The following is a 13,663-nucleotide window of genomic DNA, read 5'->3' on the forward strand; positions in this document are numbered from 1 at the left end:
AATCTCCAGGCGTTTACGGCCCGAAATAGCGCCCGCTGCCGCCCAGCCGTTGCACCAGCGTAGACGCCTTTCCATCTCCCGCTACTGAGCGCACGTCGCAGAAGTACGAGCGCATCAGGGCCGACGCATAGTCCGTCGGCCCGCCATTGCCAACGCGCTGCCAATCGGTGGCCGGCTTGTAGGCGTTCATGCTGGCGGATTCAGCATTTGCGGTTTCATTCATGTCGACCGCGCGGTTCCCGACCCACTGGTTGGAGTCATTGCGCAGCGTCGCATAGATGCGTCGCTCGGCCGTGTCGCAGCGCAGGCCTTCGTAGTTCACGTTGCGCGCGCCGGTCTTGCTGGTGATCAGCACGGTGTAGCGCACCACGTTGTCCTTGCCGATCGACACCGATTTCGGATCGATGGCAAAACGCAGTGGCGAATCAGTGCGGCCGCCCACATCGAACGGCACGGCATCACGGTCGACCGGCGGGGCCGGGAAGGTCACGGCGTCTTCCTTGAAAGGCTTGTCGTTGAACGGGTCCATCAAGAGCTTGTCTTCGAGGTCGCCGGTGCGGTTATGGCCACATGCCGTCAACGCTAGCGCAGCCGCCAGCGCGAGCGGCACGAGAGCGCGGCGCGCTCCACGTGTCGTCGTCATCAGATTCACGAATTGTCCTTGGGAGCCGTGTCGTCAGGGTTGGGAAGGGAGGGGGCAGGTGCGGATACGCTCACCGTTTCGACGATGACCGTCGTGGTGGTAACCGTCAGGGCCGGCTGGGCATACTGCTCGTTTCGGCCGCTTTGGCCGCCGGAACGTTCGCGGCCCTCGCGCCCATCTCGTCCGTCGCGCTCACGGTGCTGCCCGCCGCGCCCGTAAGGCGAGAGCGGTGCGCGAGTCTGCCGCTGCACGAAGCGCGAAAGCTCCGACAGCGCCAGCTGATACACCTCGCGCTTGAACTCGATGACGGCTTCGAGCGGCACCCAGTACTGGCTCCACCGCCAAGCATCGAATTCCGGATGCTCGGTGGCACGCAGTTGGATGTCGCAGTCGCGACCGACCATGCGCAGCAGGAACCAGATCTGTTTCTGGCCCCGATAGTGGCCGCGTATTTCGCGGCGGATGAACTTGTCCGGCACCTCATACCGCAGCCAGTCGCGCGTGCGACCGACGATCCGGACGTGTTCTGGCAACAGGCCGACTTCTTCGTGCAGTTCGCGGAACATCGCTTGTTCGGGCGTCTCGCCGTACTTGATGCCGCCTTGTGGAAACTGCCAGGAGTGCTCGCCAATGCGCTTGCCCCAGAACACCTCGTTTCTTGCGTTGATGAGGATGATGCCGACGTTCGGGCGGAAGCCTTCACGATCGAGCATGACTGCACCTCGAATACTTTAGAATTACGCCGATTATAGAGCGGCCCGTCGCTCGGCTGTCACAGAAGCCGAAATGTTGCCGCTCACTCGCGCCTCCTGGGGGAGGGGTGCCGATTGCGCGAATGTGCGCCTGGCGCCTCGTCTCATCTCCTGATTCCGGTGGCTTTTGCCCTTGTTTTCGCGGCTTTGGTTGGCTGCGTCATCCCTTATTGTCAGTCGCATGAAAGCGTCCCAATTCTTCATTTCCACGCTCAAGGAAGCGCCCTCCGACGCGGAGATCGTCTCGCATAAGTTGATGATGCGTGCCGGCATGATCAAGAAGCTCGGCGCAGGTCTCTATACGTATATGCCCGTGGGCCTGCGGGTGATTCGCAAGGTCGAGCAGATCGTGCGTGAAGAAATGAATGCCGCCGGCGCGGTGGAAGTGCTGATGCCGGTGGTGCAGCCGGCCGAGTTGTGGCAGGAAACCGGCCGCTGGGACAAGATGGGCGACGAGCTGATGCGTGTGAAGGACCGCCACGAGCGCGACTTCGTCATCCAGCCGACCTCCGAAGAGGTGGTGACCGACATCGCCCGCACCGAGATCCGCTCGTACAAGCAGATGCCGGTCAATTTCTACCAGATCCAGACCAAGTTCCGCGACGAGCGTCGCCCGCGCTTCGGCATCATGCGCGGCCGCGAATTCACCATGAAGGACGCGTACTCCTTCGACCGCGACGCCGAGGGGCTGAAGGTGTCGTATCAGAAGATGTTCGACGCTTACATGCGCATCTTCCGGCGCTTTGGGCTGGATTTCCGTGCGGTGGCGGCTGACAACGGCGCCATCGGCGGATCGGGTTCGCAGGAATTCCACGTGATCGCCGAGACGGGCGAAGACGCCATCATCTACTGCCCCGATTCGGACTACGCCGCCAATATCGAAGCCGCCGAGGCGCTCGCACCGGCCACGCCGCGCGCTGCGCCGACGGAGGCGTTCACCAAGACGCACACGCCAGGCCGCACCAAGTGCGAGGCGGTTGCCGAACAGTTGGGCATTGCGCTGGAGCGCAACGTCAAATCCATCGTGCTGGCCACGGAAGTCGAGGGTGCTGAGCCGCAGATCTGGATGCTGCTGCTGCGTGCCGATCACGAACTCAACGAGGTCAAGGCATCGAAGGTGCCGGGCCTGGCCGAATTCCGCTTCGCCACGGAAGGGGAAATCCTGCGCGCGTTTGGCACGCCTCCGGGCTACCTGGGCCCGATCGGCAGCAAGCAGCCGATCAAGGTGGTGGCGGACCGCGCCGTTGCGGTCATGAGCGACTTTGTCATTGGCGCCAATGAAGAGGATTACCACTTCACTGGCGTGAACTGGGGCCGCGACCTGCCCGAGCCTGAGGTCTACGACCTGCGCAATGTGGTGGCCGGCGACCCCTCGCCGGACGGCAAGGGCACGCTGGCGATCTGCCGCGGCATCGAAGTCGGTCACGTCTTCATGCTGGGCACGCGCTACTCCGAGGCGATGAACGCGACGTTCCTCGATGAAAACGGCAAGACGCAGCCGATGGTGATGGGCTGCTACGGCATCGGCATCACGCGCATCTTGGGTGCGGCCATCGAGCAGAACTACGATGCGCGCGGGATCATCTGGCCGGCGTCGATCGCCCCGTTCCAGGTGGTGATCTGCCCGGTTGGCTACGACCGCTCCGACGCCGTGCGCGCCGAGGCCGATCGCTTGCATGCCGAGCTGGTCGCCGCCGGCATCGACGTGATGCTGGACGATCGCGGCGAGCGCCCCGGCGCGATGTTCGCCGACTGGGAGCTGATCGGCGTGCCGTTCCGCGTGGTGGTGGGCGACCGAGGCCTGAAGGAAGGCAAGCTGGAATTCCAGGGCCGCCGCGACGAAGCCGCCACCGCCGTGGCACCGGCCGACGTGCTGGCTACGCTGACGGCGCGTCTCGCGCAGTAACGCAACGACAGGACCCGCCACGCATGCCCCGCTTGTTTTCCCCCCGCCTGATCGCCACTGCGCTGTGCGCAGGGACGTTGCTCGCGGGCACGCAGGCGGCATGGGCGGGCGCCCAGAAAGAGGAGTACCTGGCGGACTCCGTGCGCAGCGCGCTGTCAGCCGCGGTGGCCGACAGCCGCCCCCTGCGCCCAGTATTTGCCAGCAACGACGAGCAACTCGGCTACCTGCGCTGGCTGGCCGAGATGTCGGTGCGCATGTCGGGCAAGATTCCGCAGGCATCGGTGCGTGTCGAGTTGATCGAGACGGCGTATTACGAAGCCAAGCGCGCAGGCCTGGACCCGGCGCTGGTGCTCGGCCTGATCCAGGTGGAAAGCGGTTTCCGCAAGTACGCCATGAGCAGTGCCGGTGCGATGGGGCTGATGCAGGTGATGCCGTTCTGGACACGCAGCATCGGCGACAACGACGCGCGCAAGCTCTTCCATCTGCAGAGCAATCTGCGCTACGGCTGCACGATCCTGCGTCATTACCTCGACATGGAAGGCGGCAATCTGTATCTGGCGCTGGGCCGCTACAACGGTAGCCGCGGGCAGCCGCAATATCCGAATGCCGTGCTGGCCGCCTGGAAGCGCTGGCAGTATCAGGAGTCGAGCGCGATGACGGTGTCTGCGCCGGTTCCTGCCGAGCCCGTCTCGCCAACGCCGCGCGCCAAGGCGTTGCCGGAAGTTCCGGCGCGCAATCCGTTCTCCCCGCTGCGTATTGCTGGGGGTCCGGCCGGCGGTTCGTGATCTTCCGTCGGCGAGCGGTCGGCCTACAATAGGGCCATCTCTCGCTCGCCCGCATCCCCATCCCGCATGTCCACCACCCAACCGTACGCGACCATGTCTGACGCGCTGCGCGACTGGCTGCAGCGTCACGTGACCGAAGGTTTCGAAGCCGAATCCCTGGTGGCGTCGATGGTGCAATCCGGTTACGACCGCGCCTTCGCGCGCCGTGTTGTTGATGAGGCGCTGACCGCCCGCGCGCCCGCCCCGATTGCTGCGCCCGCGCCCACACCCGTCGCCGATCAGGCGGTCGAAAACAGCAACGCAGTGCATACCGCCGATGGCGACATCCCCATCCTGTTTGCGATCGAAACGCCGCGCATCGTGCTGTTCCAGCATTTTCTGTCGGACGCCGAGTGTGACGAACTGATCGCGATCGGGCGCAACCGCCTCAAACGTTCGCCCGTGGTGAACCCCGATACGGGCGAGGAGAACCTCATTTCGGCGCGCACCAGCCAAGGCGGCATGTTCCAGGTGGGCGAGCATCCATTGATCGCCAAGATCGAGGCACGCATCGCACAGGCGGTGGGCGTGCCGGTGGAACACGGTGAAGGCTTCCAGGTCCTGAACTACCAGCCCGGTGGCGAATATCAACCGCACTTCGATTTCTTCAACCCGGGCCGCAGCGGCGAGGCGCGCCAGCTCGAAGTTGGCGGCCAGCGCGTGGCCACCATGGTCATCTACCTGAACAGCGTGCAGGCTGGTGGCGCGACGGGCTTTCCGAAGCTCGGGCTTGAGGTGGCGCCGGTCAAGGGCAACGCGGTCTTTTTCGTCTACAAGCGTCCCGACGGCACACTGGACGAAGACACGCTGCATGCCGGGCTGCCGGTCGAACGCGGTGAAAAATGGATCGCCACCAAATGGCTGCGTGAACGCCCATACCGTCGCGGCGCCTGATCGACGTTAGGCGATGGAATATACGTTCCTCTCCGCGACTGTCCTGCTGGTGCTGATCACCGATCCGCTCGGCAACATTCCCATCTTCATCTCGGCGCTGCGGCCGGTGCCGCCCGAGCGCCGCAACCGCGTTGTGCTGCGCGAGGTCGGTATTGCGTTCGTGCTGCTGCTCGTCTTCATGTTCTTTGGCGAGAGTTTCCTGCGCATGATGAGCCTGACCGACATGTCGCTGCAGATTGCAGGTGGCATCGTGCTGTTCCTCATCGCACTGCGGATGATCTTCCCGCGTGAGGGGGCTGCCGAGTCGCAGCCCACGGGCGAGCCCTTCATCGTGCCGCTGGCGATTCCGGCCATCGCGGGGCCGTCGGCGATGGCCACGGTGATGCTGCTGGTGTCACAGGCGCCCGGGCGCATGTGGACGTGGGTCGGCTCGCTATGCGCGACGATGGCCGTGTGCGCCGTGGTGCTGCTGAGCGCCACGCATATCCAGCGCCTCGTGGGTGAACGCACGGTGATGGCGTTCGAGCGCCTGATGGGGCTGATTCTGGTGGCGATCTCGGTGGAGATGCTGCTCAAGGGCATCCGCACGTTCGCGCACCAGCTTTGACTGCAGGGCGTGGGCAAATAAAAAGGGCGACACATTAGTCGCCCTTTTTTGTTTGCCGCGGTGCCGCCTCAGGTGTTCTTGAGCGCGCGGATGGTCGGCAGATTGCGCCAGTAGCCCTTGGCGTCCATGCCGCAGCCGAACACGTAGCGGTCCGGCACGTTGAAGCCGCAGAAGTCCGGGTACAGCGGCTTGGACTTGCTGAGCGTCTTCTCACACAGCACGGCGGAGTAGAACTCGGCGGCGCCCATGTCGATGATGCGCGAGCGGATGGCGGCCATCGTTTCGCCTTCGTCGAGGATATCGTCCAGCACCAGCACCGTACGGCCCTTGACCGACTCGCGCGGTGCCACCCGCCACTGCATCTCGCCGCCCACCGTCTTGTTGTTGTAGCGCGAGAGGTGGATGTAGTCGAACTCCAGCGGGAAAGCCAGCTTGGGCAGCAGCATGCCGGTAAAGACGGCTGCGCCGCCCATCACGGACAGCACCATCGGGAAGGTGTCGCCGATCTTCTCGGTGATCTGTTCGGCCATGCGGTCCAGCGAGCCGCGCACGGCGTCTTCGCTGACGATTTCTTCGGAGTTGGCCCAGAGTTCGCGGGCCTGTTCTGCGCTCAGCATCTTGTCAGTTCGGTGAAACGGTTCGGTGTGTGGATCAAAGGTGCGATTCAGGAAGGAGGGTAGCCCGCTCAGCGGCCGCCGAACATCCCCTTCATGCCGCCTTTCATGCCGCCCATGGCGCGCATCATCTTCATCATGCCGCCGCCTTTGAGCTTTTTCATCATGCCTTGCATCTGCTCGAATTGGTTGAGCAGACGGTTGACTTCCTGCACTTGCACGCCCGCACCGGCGGCAATGCGGCGCTTACGGCTCGCCTTGATGAGTTCGGGCTTGGCACGCTCGGCGGCCGTCATGCTGTTGATGATGCCTTCCATGCGGCGGACCTGCTTTTCCGCCTGGTCCATGTTGGCGCCCTGCGCCTGTTGCGCAAACTGTGCCGGCAGCTTGTCCATCAGGCTGCCCAGGCCGCCCATCTTCTTCATCTGGCCGATCTGCGCCTTGAAATCTTCGAGGTCGAAGCTGCCGGTCTTCTTGATCTTGGCCGCAAGCTTCTGCGCCTCTTCCATGTCGACACCGCGCTGGGCTTCTTCCACCAGCGCCAGGATGTCGCCCATGCCCAGAATGCGCTGGGCCATGCGGTCGGGATAGAACGGCTCCAGCCCGTCGAGCTTTTCGGCCACGCCGACGAACTTGATCGGCTTGCCCGTGATGTGACGTACCGACAGCGCCGCGCCACCGCGCGCATCCCCGTCGAGTTTGGTCAGCACCACGCCGGTCAACGGCAGGGTGTCGTTGAAGGCCTTGGCGGTGTTGACGGCATCCTGGCCGAGCATCGCGTCGACCACGAACAGCGTTTCAGCCGGCTTGAGCGTGGCGTGCAGCGCGGCGATCTCCTGCATCATCGCCTCGTCGATACCGAGGCGGCCGGCGGTATCGACGATCAGCACGTCGTGGTAGTGCTTCTTGGCCCAGTCCAGTGCTGCGGCGGCAATGTCCACCGGCTTCTGGTCCGGCTGAGAGGGGAAGAAGTCCGCGCCGACCTGCTCGGAAACAGTCTTCAACTGCGCGATGGCGGCGGGGCGATACACGTCGCACGACACCGTCAGCACTTTCTTCTTCTTGTTCTCTTTGAGCCACTTGGCGAGCTTGCCGACCGTGGTGGTCTTACCCGCACCCTGCAGACCGGCCATGAGGATGATCGCGGGCGGCGTGACGTTCAGGTTCAGCTCCGCCGCGCGGCCGCCCATGATGTTGCTGCCGACGCCTTCCAGCGCTTCCAGGCCGCCGATGATGGCCGTCAGTTCGCGCTGGACGATGCCGACCAGCGCCTGGCCAGGCGAAAGGCTCGTGATGACGTCTTCGCCGAGCGCTTTTTCCTTGACGCGGGCAATGAACTCGCGCACGACCGGCAGCGCCACGTCGGCTTCGAGCAGTGCCAGGCGGACTTCGCGCAGCATCTCGGCGGTGTTGGCTTCGGTCAGGCGCGCTTCGCCGCGCATGGTCTTGACCACGCGCGCGAGCCGTTGGGTCAGGTTATCCAGCATGACAGTGACAGAGATCCGGAATTGGGGACGGGATGAAGAGGAGGCCGGCGCGCGTTTGGTTTGCACCGGCAGGGAATGTGCTTAATGCGCGCATGTTGCGTTGCCGCCCAACGAGGCTTTCGACGGGGGCGGGCCCCAGCCAAAACCGGGGTGCGCTGCGGTAAACTGTGCAAATGGCAATTGTACTGTATGCGCTGACGGCGCTTCTCTACGGCATCCTCGCTTCGGTAGCGTGGGCGCGACGCGGTGGACTGGGTGCCCAGGCCCCGGCGGGAGCCATGGCGGCAGGCGGTCAATCGCCGGGTGCCACGGTGCTCGTTCCGCCGCCTCCGGGCGCTGCCGACACTGTCCCGGCCTGGTGGCGCTGGGGTTTGCTGGCCGCCTTGATCGCACACGGGTTCCTGCTGCACGAGACGATCTTCCCGGCCAGCGCCATGGTATTTGGCTTTGCCTATGCGCTGTCGGCCATGCTTTGGCTGGGCGTGGGCATTTTCTGGATCGAAAGCCTCTTCTTCTCACTGGCCGGCCTCGGCCTGCTGGTGATGCCGGTGGCGCTGGTCGGAAGCCTGCTGCCGGTGGCCTTCCCCGGCACGCAAATACTCGGCTATGCGGCCAGCCCGCTGTTCAAGCTGCACTTCGCTATTGCCAACGTCGCCTACGGGCTGTTCACGCTGGCGGCATTCCACGCGATCCTCATGCTGGCTGCAGAGCGTCGCCTGCACACCATCAATCGCCCGGAGGCAAGCTGGTTCAGTCGCTGGCTGGATCTGCTGCCGCCGTTGCTCACGCTCGAAAAACTGCTGTTCCGGCTGATCGGGGCGGGCTTCGTTCTGCTGACGCTGACGATTGCCTCGGGCGTGCTGTTCTCCGAACAGCTGTTCCACAGCGCCTTCCATTTCGATCACAAGAACATCTTTGCCGTGCTGTCCTGGGCGATGTTCGGTGGCATCCTGATCGGCCGACGTTTTCGCGGCTGGCGCGGACGTGTGGCGCTTCGCTGGGTGATGGCGTCCTTTGCGATCCTGCTGCTGGCGTACGTGGGCAGCCGCTTCGTGCTCGAAGTCATCCTGCATCGCGCCTAGTGCGCCCCTGGCGCCTGCGCCGTTACTTGTCCTTGTCTGTTCCCCATGTCCCGTCCTGTCCTGCTGATCCTGATGCTGCTCGCCGGCTGGTGGTGGTTGAGCCGCCTCGGGACGCGTTCCTCCCGCTCTTCGGGGCAGGGCCAGACAGCCTCGCGCGGGCAGGGCGCGCCCAATCGCACTCCTGAGCCCAAGGCTTCGCAACCCATCGAGCAATGTGCCGTGTGCGGCGTGCATGCACCGCGCACCGGCATGATCGCGCTGCCGGGCGGCCGCTATCGCTGCCCCGAGCATGCTGACCGGGGCAACACATGACACCCGAAGCGTCGGGGGTCGCGCGGGCAACGCCGTCCGCCGCGCGCAGCCTGCTCTCGCGCCTGAACGCCTGGCGCGCAATCCGATCGGTCTGGCTGGAGCCCGATCCGCCTGAATTCCAATGGCGCCTGCTGCGCTATTTCGCCTTCAGCCGCGCAGCCGTGGCGCTGGTGCTGTTGCTATTCGTGATGGTGCCGCGCGAGCACAACGACGCAGTCGGCCTGCCCAATAGCGACGCCCTGCTCAGCCTGACGCTGCCGTATCTGGCGATGGCCCTGCTGATTCTGGCGGCGGCCGGCTGGTGGCGCACGCGATTCCAATTCCGCGTGCGGCTGGACGTGGTGCTCGATCTGCTGTTCCTGGGGCTGGCGTATGCCACGCTCTCGCGCCTGTCGGCCAGCGTGGCGATGGTGCTGCTGGTGCCTGTGCTGGCCGCCGGCGCGCTCACCAGCCTGCTGTTTGCGCTGTTCACGGCGGCCGTGGCCTCGATCGTGGTGCTGGCCGATCCGTTCCTGCAGATGATGAGCGACGGCGTGATTGCGCCGGGGCTGGCATCTGCCGGGCTGTACGGCCTGGTCTACATGATGGCCGCGTCGACGATGTACGGCCTGTCGCATCGTCAGATTGCGCAGGAACGTTTGACGATGGCCCGCGAGCGCGAGTTGCGCCTGCAACAGCTCGTCAACCGCCTGATGGTCTACGACATGCAGGACGGCGTGATGCTGGTGCGTGCCGACGGCCGTGTCGTTGCCGCCAACCCGGCCGCAGCCATGCTGCTGGGCGTGCCGCAGAGCGCGTTTGTCGGCAGCGGTGCGATGCTGTTTGACTTGAAGGACGTGCCACACCTGCGCCCGCTGCTCGAAACGCTGCGCCAGTGGCTGCGCCGCAAGAGCCGTCCCTCCGATGGCACCGGCGACGACGACGCACCGCGCATCCTCGACCTGCTGCCCATCGCCTCGGGTGGCCGGACTGGCCGCGCCATGTTGAGCGCCCGCCTGCGCCTGCGCTTCATCCTGCCGAGCCTGGCCAACCTGCGCAGTGTCTATATGGATAGCCTTGTCAGCTCGATCGGCCTGAGCTTGTTGGGCGAGGGCGCCGAGATGCGTCCGCGCATTCCATCGGCCGAGGCCATCCCGCAGGGCTGGTCGGCGGATGACGAAGTGTTTCTGCGTCACGAGCTGCATGACACCGTGCTCGTCCATGTGGAAAGCTGGGAGCGTGTGGCGGAGCAGGCCCAGCAGGAAAAGCTGGCCTCGATGGGGCGGCTGGTGGCCAGCGTCGCGCATCAGATCCGCAACCCGCTGGCCGCGATCAGCCAAGCCGCGGAACTGCTGGACGATCCGGGCGACGGCCAGGATGGCGGCGCACACGTGCGCCCGGAAAGCTCCGGCGTGGAGACCCGCCTGCTGCGCATCATCCGTGACAACGTGCGCCGGCTCGACCAGGTGGTTGCCGACGTGCTGATGCTCTCGCGCCGCCCGCGTGGCGAACGCGTGCGCGTGCAACTGGCGCAGGTACTGCCCGAAGTTGTGGAGCGCTGGCGTGCCGAGGCCCTGCGCCGCGCAGGTGAAGCAACCGAGATCAACCCGAACCTCGTGCGCGTGGCGGTCGACCTGGACAAGCCTGTGCTATTCGACCCGGCGCAGTTGCAACAGGTGGTGGGGAATATGCTCGACAACGCGCTGCGCTATTGCCGCCGCGTGCCGGGCTCGATCCAGCTGGCAGCCTACGCGCTGGACGACACCCACGCCGAACTCGTGATCTGGAACGACGGCCCGGAAGTGCCGACCGAGCAGCAACGCAGCCTGTTCGAGCCGTTCTTCACGAATGACGCCCAAGGCACTGGCCTGGGCCTCTACATGGCGCGCGAGTTGTGTAGCGCCAACGATGCGCAGATCCGTTACGGCGCCATCGCACTGGAATCCTTGCTCGATCGCACCGGAGCGTTGACCATGGAGGCGCGCGACACGTTGCCGCGCCGCGCCTTCGTCATCACCCTGATGTTTGACCAACCGACCGTGCCGATCGCGGAATGATCCGCTGGCCGCGAATTTCTGCCGACCTTCTGCTGATCCATGTCCAAAGCCGCCATCGTTCGCGAACCCATTCTCGTCGTCGATGACGAAGCCGACCTGCGCGAGCTGCTGGAGATTTCCCTGCGCCGCATGGGGCACGACGTCGTGCTCGCCAGCGGGTTGGCAGAAGCGCGCGAGGCGCTCTCCCGCCAGCGCTTCGCACTCGTGCTGACCGACATGCGCCTGGGCGATGGCCTGGGCATTGAACTCGTGCGCCAGCTTTCTGCCACGGCAGATCGCACGCCTGTGGCCGTCATCACCGCTTATGGCAGCGCCGAGAACGCGGTCGAAGCGCTCAAGGCCGGTGCGTTCGATTACATCGCCAAGCCGCTCTCGCTGGACCAGTTGCGCAGCCTAGTACTCAACGCACTGGGGCGTCAGCAGCGCGATCCCGATCCCGGTAATGCCGACCTGGCTGAACGCACCAACGACCTGCTGCCCGGCCATTCCGCGGCCATGCAGGAAGTGCGCCGTTCGCTGATGCGCCTGGCGCGCAGCATGGCGCCGGTGGTGATCAGCGGCGAATCCGGCAGCGGCAAGGAACGTGCGGCGCGTGCCGTGCATGCGCTGTCTGCGCGTGCATCGCGGCCGTTCGTGGCGGTCAACTGCGGTGCGATTCCCGAGAACCTGATGGAAGCCGAGTTTTTCGGCTACGTGAAAGGCGCTTTTACCGGCGCCGACAGCGATCGCCAGGGTTTCTTCCAGGCGGCCAATGGCGGCACGCTCATGCTTGATGAGGTGGCCGACCTGCCGCTCACGATGCAGGTGAAATTGCTGCGCGCGTTGCAGGAGCGCCGCGTGCGCAAGATCGGCGAGAGCCGCGAAGACCCGGTCGACGTGCGCGTCGTTTGCGCCAGCCACCAGAACCTTGCGCGGTTGGTGGCCGCTGGCCGTTTCCGCGAAGACTTGTTCTACCGCCTGAACGTGCTGGAGCTGCGCATGCCCACGCTGCGCGAGCGGGGCGAAGACGTGCCCGTGCTGGCCGGCGTGCTGCTCGAACAGCTCGCCAGCCGCTACGGCGATCCGCGCCCCAAACGCCTGACGCGTCCGGCACTGCAGCAACTGTGCGCGTACCCGTTCCCGGGCAACGTGCGCGAGCTGGAGAACCTGCTGGAACGCGCCTACGCCTTTGCGGAAGGCGAGTCGATCGACGTGGATGACCTTGGCGCGCTGGGCGCCGAGATCGAGCGCTCGCCGCTGTTCCACCGCACGCGCGAGGCGCAGGCTGCCGCAGCGGCCCATCACCCGATGTCGCCGCCGATGACGAGCTGGCCTGATGCCGTCTACATGCCGGCGGCCGTGCCTAGCCCCATGGGGATGCCGCAACCGATGGCGCAGCCCGAGCCGGCCCCCGTAGCGCAGCCGGCGGAGCCGTCGCTGCCGAGCGTGGCATTGCCGATCGATCTGCCGGCCTATCTGGAGTCGGTTGAGCGCAACGTGATCCTGGCCGCCCTGGACCAGACGGGCTTCAACCGCACAGCAGCGGCCAAGCTGCTCGGATTGTCGTTCCGCCAGTTGCGCTATCGCATGCAGCAACTTGGCATTCGTGACCCGCGGGACATTGAAGCGCCTGGCAGCGTGGGCGAACCTGCCGGAAATGGGCTGAACGGCGATGCCTGATCGGGTGCATATCGGTGTTGACGGATGGGTCGATGGCGCGCGCCGGCATCCGTCGCCGAATATCGACGCGCGGCCCGAAGGCATGCCGATCGACCTGATCGTGCTGCACAACATCAGCCTGCCGCCTGCGCAGACCGCCGCCGATTTCGGCACCGAGCATGTGCTCGACTTTTTCACCAACACGCTCGACTGCGACGCGCATCCGTACTTCGATCAGTTGCGCGGCGTGCGTGTATCGGCGCATTTCTTCATCCGTCGTACAGGAGAGTGCGTGCAGTTCGCGCCGTGCGACGCGCGCGCGTGGCATGCCGGTGCGTCGGACTTTTTCGGCCGAACGCGCTGCAACGATTTCTCGATCGGCATCGAAATCGAGGGCACCGACGATCTGCCCTTCACGCCCGAGCAGTACGCCGCCACGGCGTCGCTGGTGCGGGCGATCTGCGCGGCGTATCCCATTACGGCGATTGCCGGGCACTCGGACATTGCACCGGGCCGGAAGACCGATCCAGGGCCGCATTTCGACTGGGCGCACCTGCGGGCGCTCGGCGGGTTCAACGCGGCGTTGTTTCCGTATCAGCACGCGCTCTGACGCGACAACCCCCTGACGTCTCACGGTCTGCAGCTCACGTGCGAGGGTAAAACCGTGGAGTGTCACCCTCCAAGACTCAGGCACGAGGGTGAAACTATGGAACGCCAATGTCCAGGCATCGCGCGCGAGCCTAAAACCGTGGAACGCCACAGTCCGAGGGTCGCGCACGAGGGTAAAACTGTCGATGTCTCCACTGTTTGAGGCTCACGCACGACAGTAAAACAGTGGAGCGTCACGGTCCGAGGCTCACGCGCGAGT

Annotated in this window: 13 protein-coding genes; 9 read left to right on the forward strand and 4 right to left on the reverse strand. The window is 65.2% G+C overall.

From position 1 onward, the window contains the following. Positions 1–13 precede the first annotated feature (13 nt). Positions 14–643: a CNP1-like family protein gene (locus BM136_RS13755; RefSeq protein WP_092972375.1), complete on the reverse strand. Its 630-nt coding sequence runs from the start codon at positions 641–643 to the stop codon at positions 14–16. 5 nt (positions 644–648) lie between these two features. Beyond that, positions 649–1,356 carry an RNA pyrophosphohydrolase gene (locus BM136_RS13760; RefSeq protein WP_092972376.1) on the reverse strand — a complete coding sequence of 236 codons (708 nt, stop codon included), beginning with the start codon at positions 1,354–1,356 and terminating at the stop codon, positions 649–651. Between the two features lie 220 nt (positions 1,357–1,576). Between BM136_RS13760 and BM136_RS13765 the strand changes: the two genes are divergently transcribed. The 4 genes from BM136_RS13765 (at position 1,577) to BM136_RS13780 (ending at position 5,626) form a co-directional block, all read left to right on the forward strand. After that, entirely contained in the window at positions 1,577–3,301 is a 1,725-nt protein-coding gene (locus tag BM136_RS13765) for a proline--tRNA ligase (protein WP_092972377.1), read from the forward strand. 23 nt (positions 3,302–3,324) lie between these two features. Then, a complete protein-coding gene (locus BM136_RS13770) occupies positions 3,325–4,086 on the forward strand; it encodes a lytic transglycosylase domain-containing protein (protein WP_092972378.1) in 762 nt (253 codons plus the stop codon). Between the two features lie 66 nt (positions 4,087–4,152). Continuing rightward, complete coding sequence (locus tag BM136_RS13775) at positions 4,153–5,019, forward strand: 2OG-Fe(II) oxygenase (RefSeq protein ID WP_045204783.1); 867 nt, start codon at positions 4,153–4,155, stop codon at positions 5,017–5,019. Positions 5,020–5,032: 13 nt separating this feature from the next. Continuing rightward, positions 5,033–5,626: a MarC family protein gene (locus BM136_RS13780; RefSeq protein ID WP_092972379.1), complete on the forward strand. Its 594-nt coding sequence runs from the start codon at positions 5,033–5,035 to the stop codon at positions 5,624–5,626. A gap of 68 nt (positions 5,627–5,694) precedes the next feature. Here BM136_RS13780 and BM136_RS13785 read toward each other — a convergent pair whose 3' ends face one another. Continuing rightward, positions 5,695–6,243 carry a hypoxanthine-guanine phosphoribosyltransferase gene (locus BM136_RS13785; protein ID WP_024979154.1) on the reverse strand — a complete coding sequence of 183 codons (549 nt, stop codon included), beginning with the start codon at positions 6,241–6,243 and terminating at the stop codon, positions 5,695–5,697. A 68-nt stretch (positions 6,244–6,311) separates the two neighbouring features. Next, on the reverse strand, positions 6,312–7,727 hold the full coding sequence (gene ffh / locus BM136_RS13790; protein ID WP_092972380.1) for a signal recognition particle protein: 1,416 nt from the start codon (positions 7,725–7,727) through the stop codon (positions 6,312–6,314). A 173-nt stretch (positions 7,728–7,900) separates the two neighbouring features. On the opposite strand from ffh, the gene ccsA reads away from it, so the two are divergent. Genes ccsA through ampD form a run of 5 tightly spaced genes read left to right on the forward strand, consistent with a single transcriptional unit; the run spans position 7,901 to position 13,405 of the window. Then, complete coding sequence (gene ccsA / locus BM136_RS13795) at positions 7,901–8,809, forward strand: cytochrome C assembly family protein (RefSeq protein WP_092972381.1); 909 nt, start codon at positions 7,901–7,903, stop codon at positions 8,807–8,809. 45 nt (positions 8,810–8,854) lie between these two features. Next, a complete protein-coding gene (locus tag BM136_RS13800; RefSeq protein WP_092972382.1) occupies positions 8,855–9,121 on the forward strand; it encodes a hypothetical protein in 267 nt (88 codons plus the stop codon). Further along, positions 9,118–11,157: an ATP-binding protein gene (locus BM136_RS13805; RefSeq protein WP_092972383.1), complete on the forward strand. Its 2,040-nt coding sequence runs from the start codon at positions 9,118–9,120 to the stop codon at positions 11,155–11,157. Before BM136_RS13800 ends, BM136_RS13805 begins: the two co-directional genes overlap by 4 nt. 39 nt (positions 11,158–11,196) lie before the next feature. Then, the gene (locus BM136_RS13810) at positions 11,197–12,816 is read left to right on the forward strand and encodes a sigma-54-dependent transcriptional regulator (protein WP_092972384.1); all 1,620 of its coding nucleotides are present in this window, start codon (positions 11,197–11,199) and stop codon (positions 12,814–12,816) included. After that, complete coding sequence (gene ampD / locus BM136_RS13815; protein WP_092972385.1) at positions 12,809–13,405, forward strand: 1,6-anhydro-N-acetylmuramyl-L-alanine amidase AmpD; 597 nt, start codon at positions 12,809–12,811, stop codon at positions 13,403–13,405. The genes BM136_RS13810 and ampD overlap by 8 nt, the downstream gene beginning before the upstream one ends. Positions 13,406–13,663: the final 258 nt, after the last annotated feature.

The organism is Ralstonia sp. NFACC01, assembly GCF_900115545.1.
Classification (GTDB): domain Bacteria; phylum Pseudomonadota; class Gammaproteobacteria; order Burkholderiales; family Burkholderiaceae; genus Ralstonia; species Ralstonia mojiangensis.

Coding starts and splice junctions, on each gene's coding strand:
- BM136_RS13755 (WP_092972375.1), bottom strand. CDS start 643: ATGACGACGACACGTGGAGCGCGCCGCGCTCTCGTGCCGCTCGCGCTG.
- BM136_RS13760 (WP_092972376.1), bottom strand. CDS start 1,356: ATGCTCGATCGTGAAGGCTTCCGCCCGAACGTCGGCATCATCCTCATC.
- BM136_RS13765 (WP_092972377.1), top strand. CDS start 1,577: ATGAAAGCGTCCCAATTCTTCATTTCCACGCTCAAGGAAGCGCCCTCC.
- BM136_RS13770 (WP_092972378.1), top strand. CDS start 3,325: ATGCCCCGCTTGTTTTCCCCCCGCCTGATCGCCACTGCGCTGTGCGCA.
- BM136_RS13775 (WP_045204783.1), top strand. CDS start 4,153: ATGTCCACCACCCAACCGTACGCGACCATGTCTGACGCGCTGCGCGAC.
- BM136_RS13780 (WP_092972379.1), top strand. CDS start 5,033: ATGGAATATACGTTCCTCTCCGCGACTGTCCTGCTGGTGCTGATCACC.
- BM136_RS13785 (WP_024979154.1), bottom strand. CDS start 6,243: ATGCTGAGCGCAGAACAGGCCCGCGAACTCTGGGCCAACTCCGAAGAA.
- ffh (WP_092972380.1), bottom strand. CDS start 7,727: ATGCTGGATAACCTGACCCAACGGCTCGCGCGCGTGGTCAAGACCATG.
- ccsA (WP_092972381.1), top strand. CDS start 7,901: ATGGCAATTGTACTGTATGCGCTGACGGCGCTTCTCTACGGCATCCTC.
- BM136_RS13800 (WP_092972382.1), top strand. CDS start 8,855: ATGTCCCGTCCTGTCCTGCTGATCCTGATGCTGCTCGCCGGCTGGTGG.
- BM136_RS13805 (WP_092972383.1), top strand. CDS start 9,118: ATGACACCCGAAGCGTCGGGGGTCGCGCGGGCAACGCCGTCCGCCGCG.
- BM136_RS13810 (WP_092972384.1), top strand. CDS start 11,197: ATGTCCAAAGCCGCCATCGTTCGCGAACCCATTCTCGTCGTCGATGAC.
- ampD (WP_092972385.1), top strand. CDS start 12,809: ATGCCTGATCGGGTGCATATCGGTGTTGACGGATGGGTCGATGGCGCG.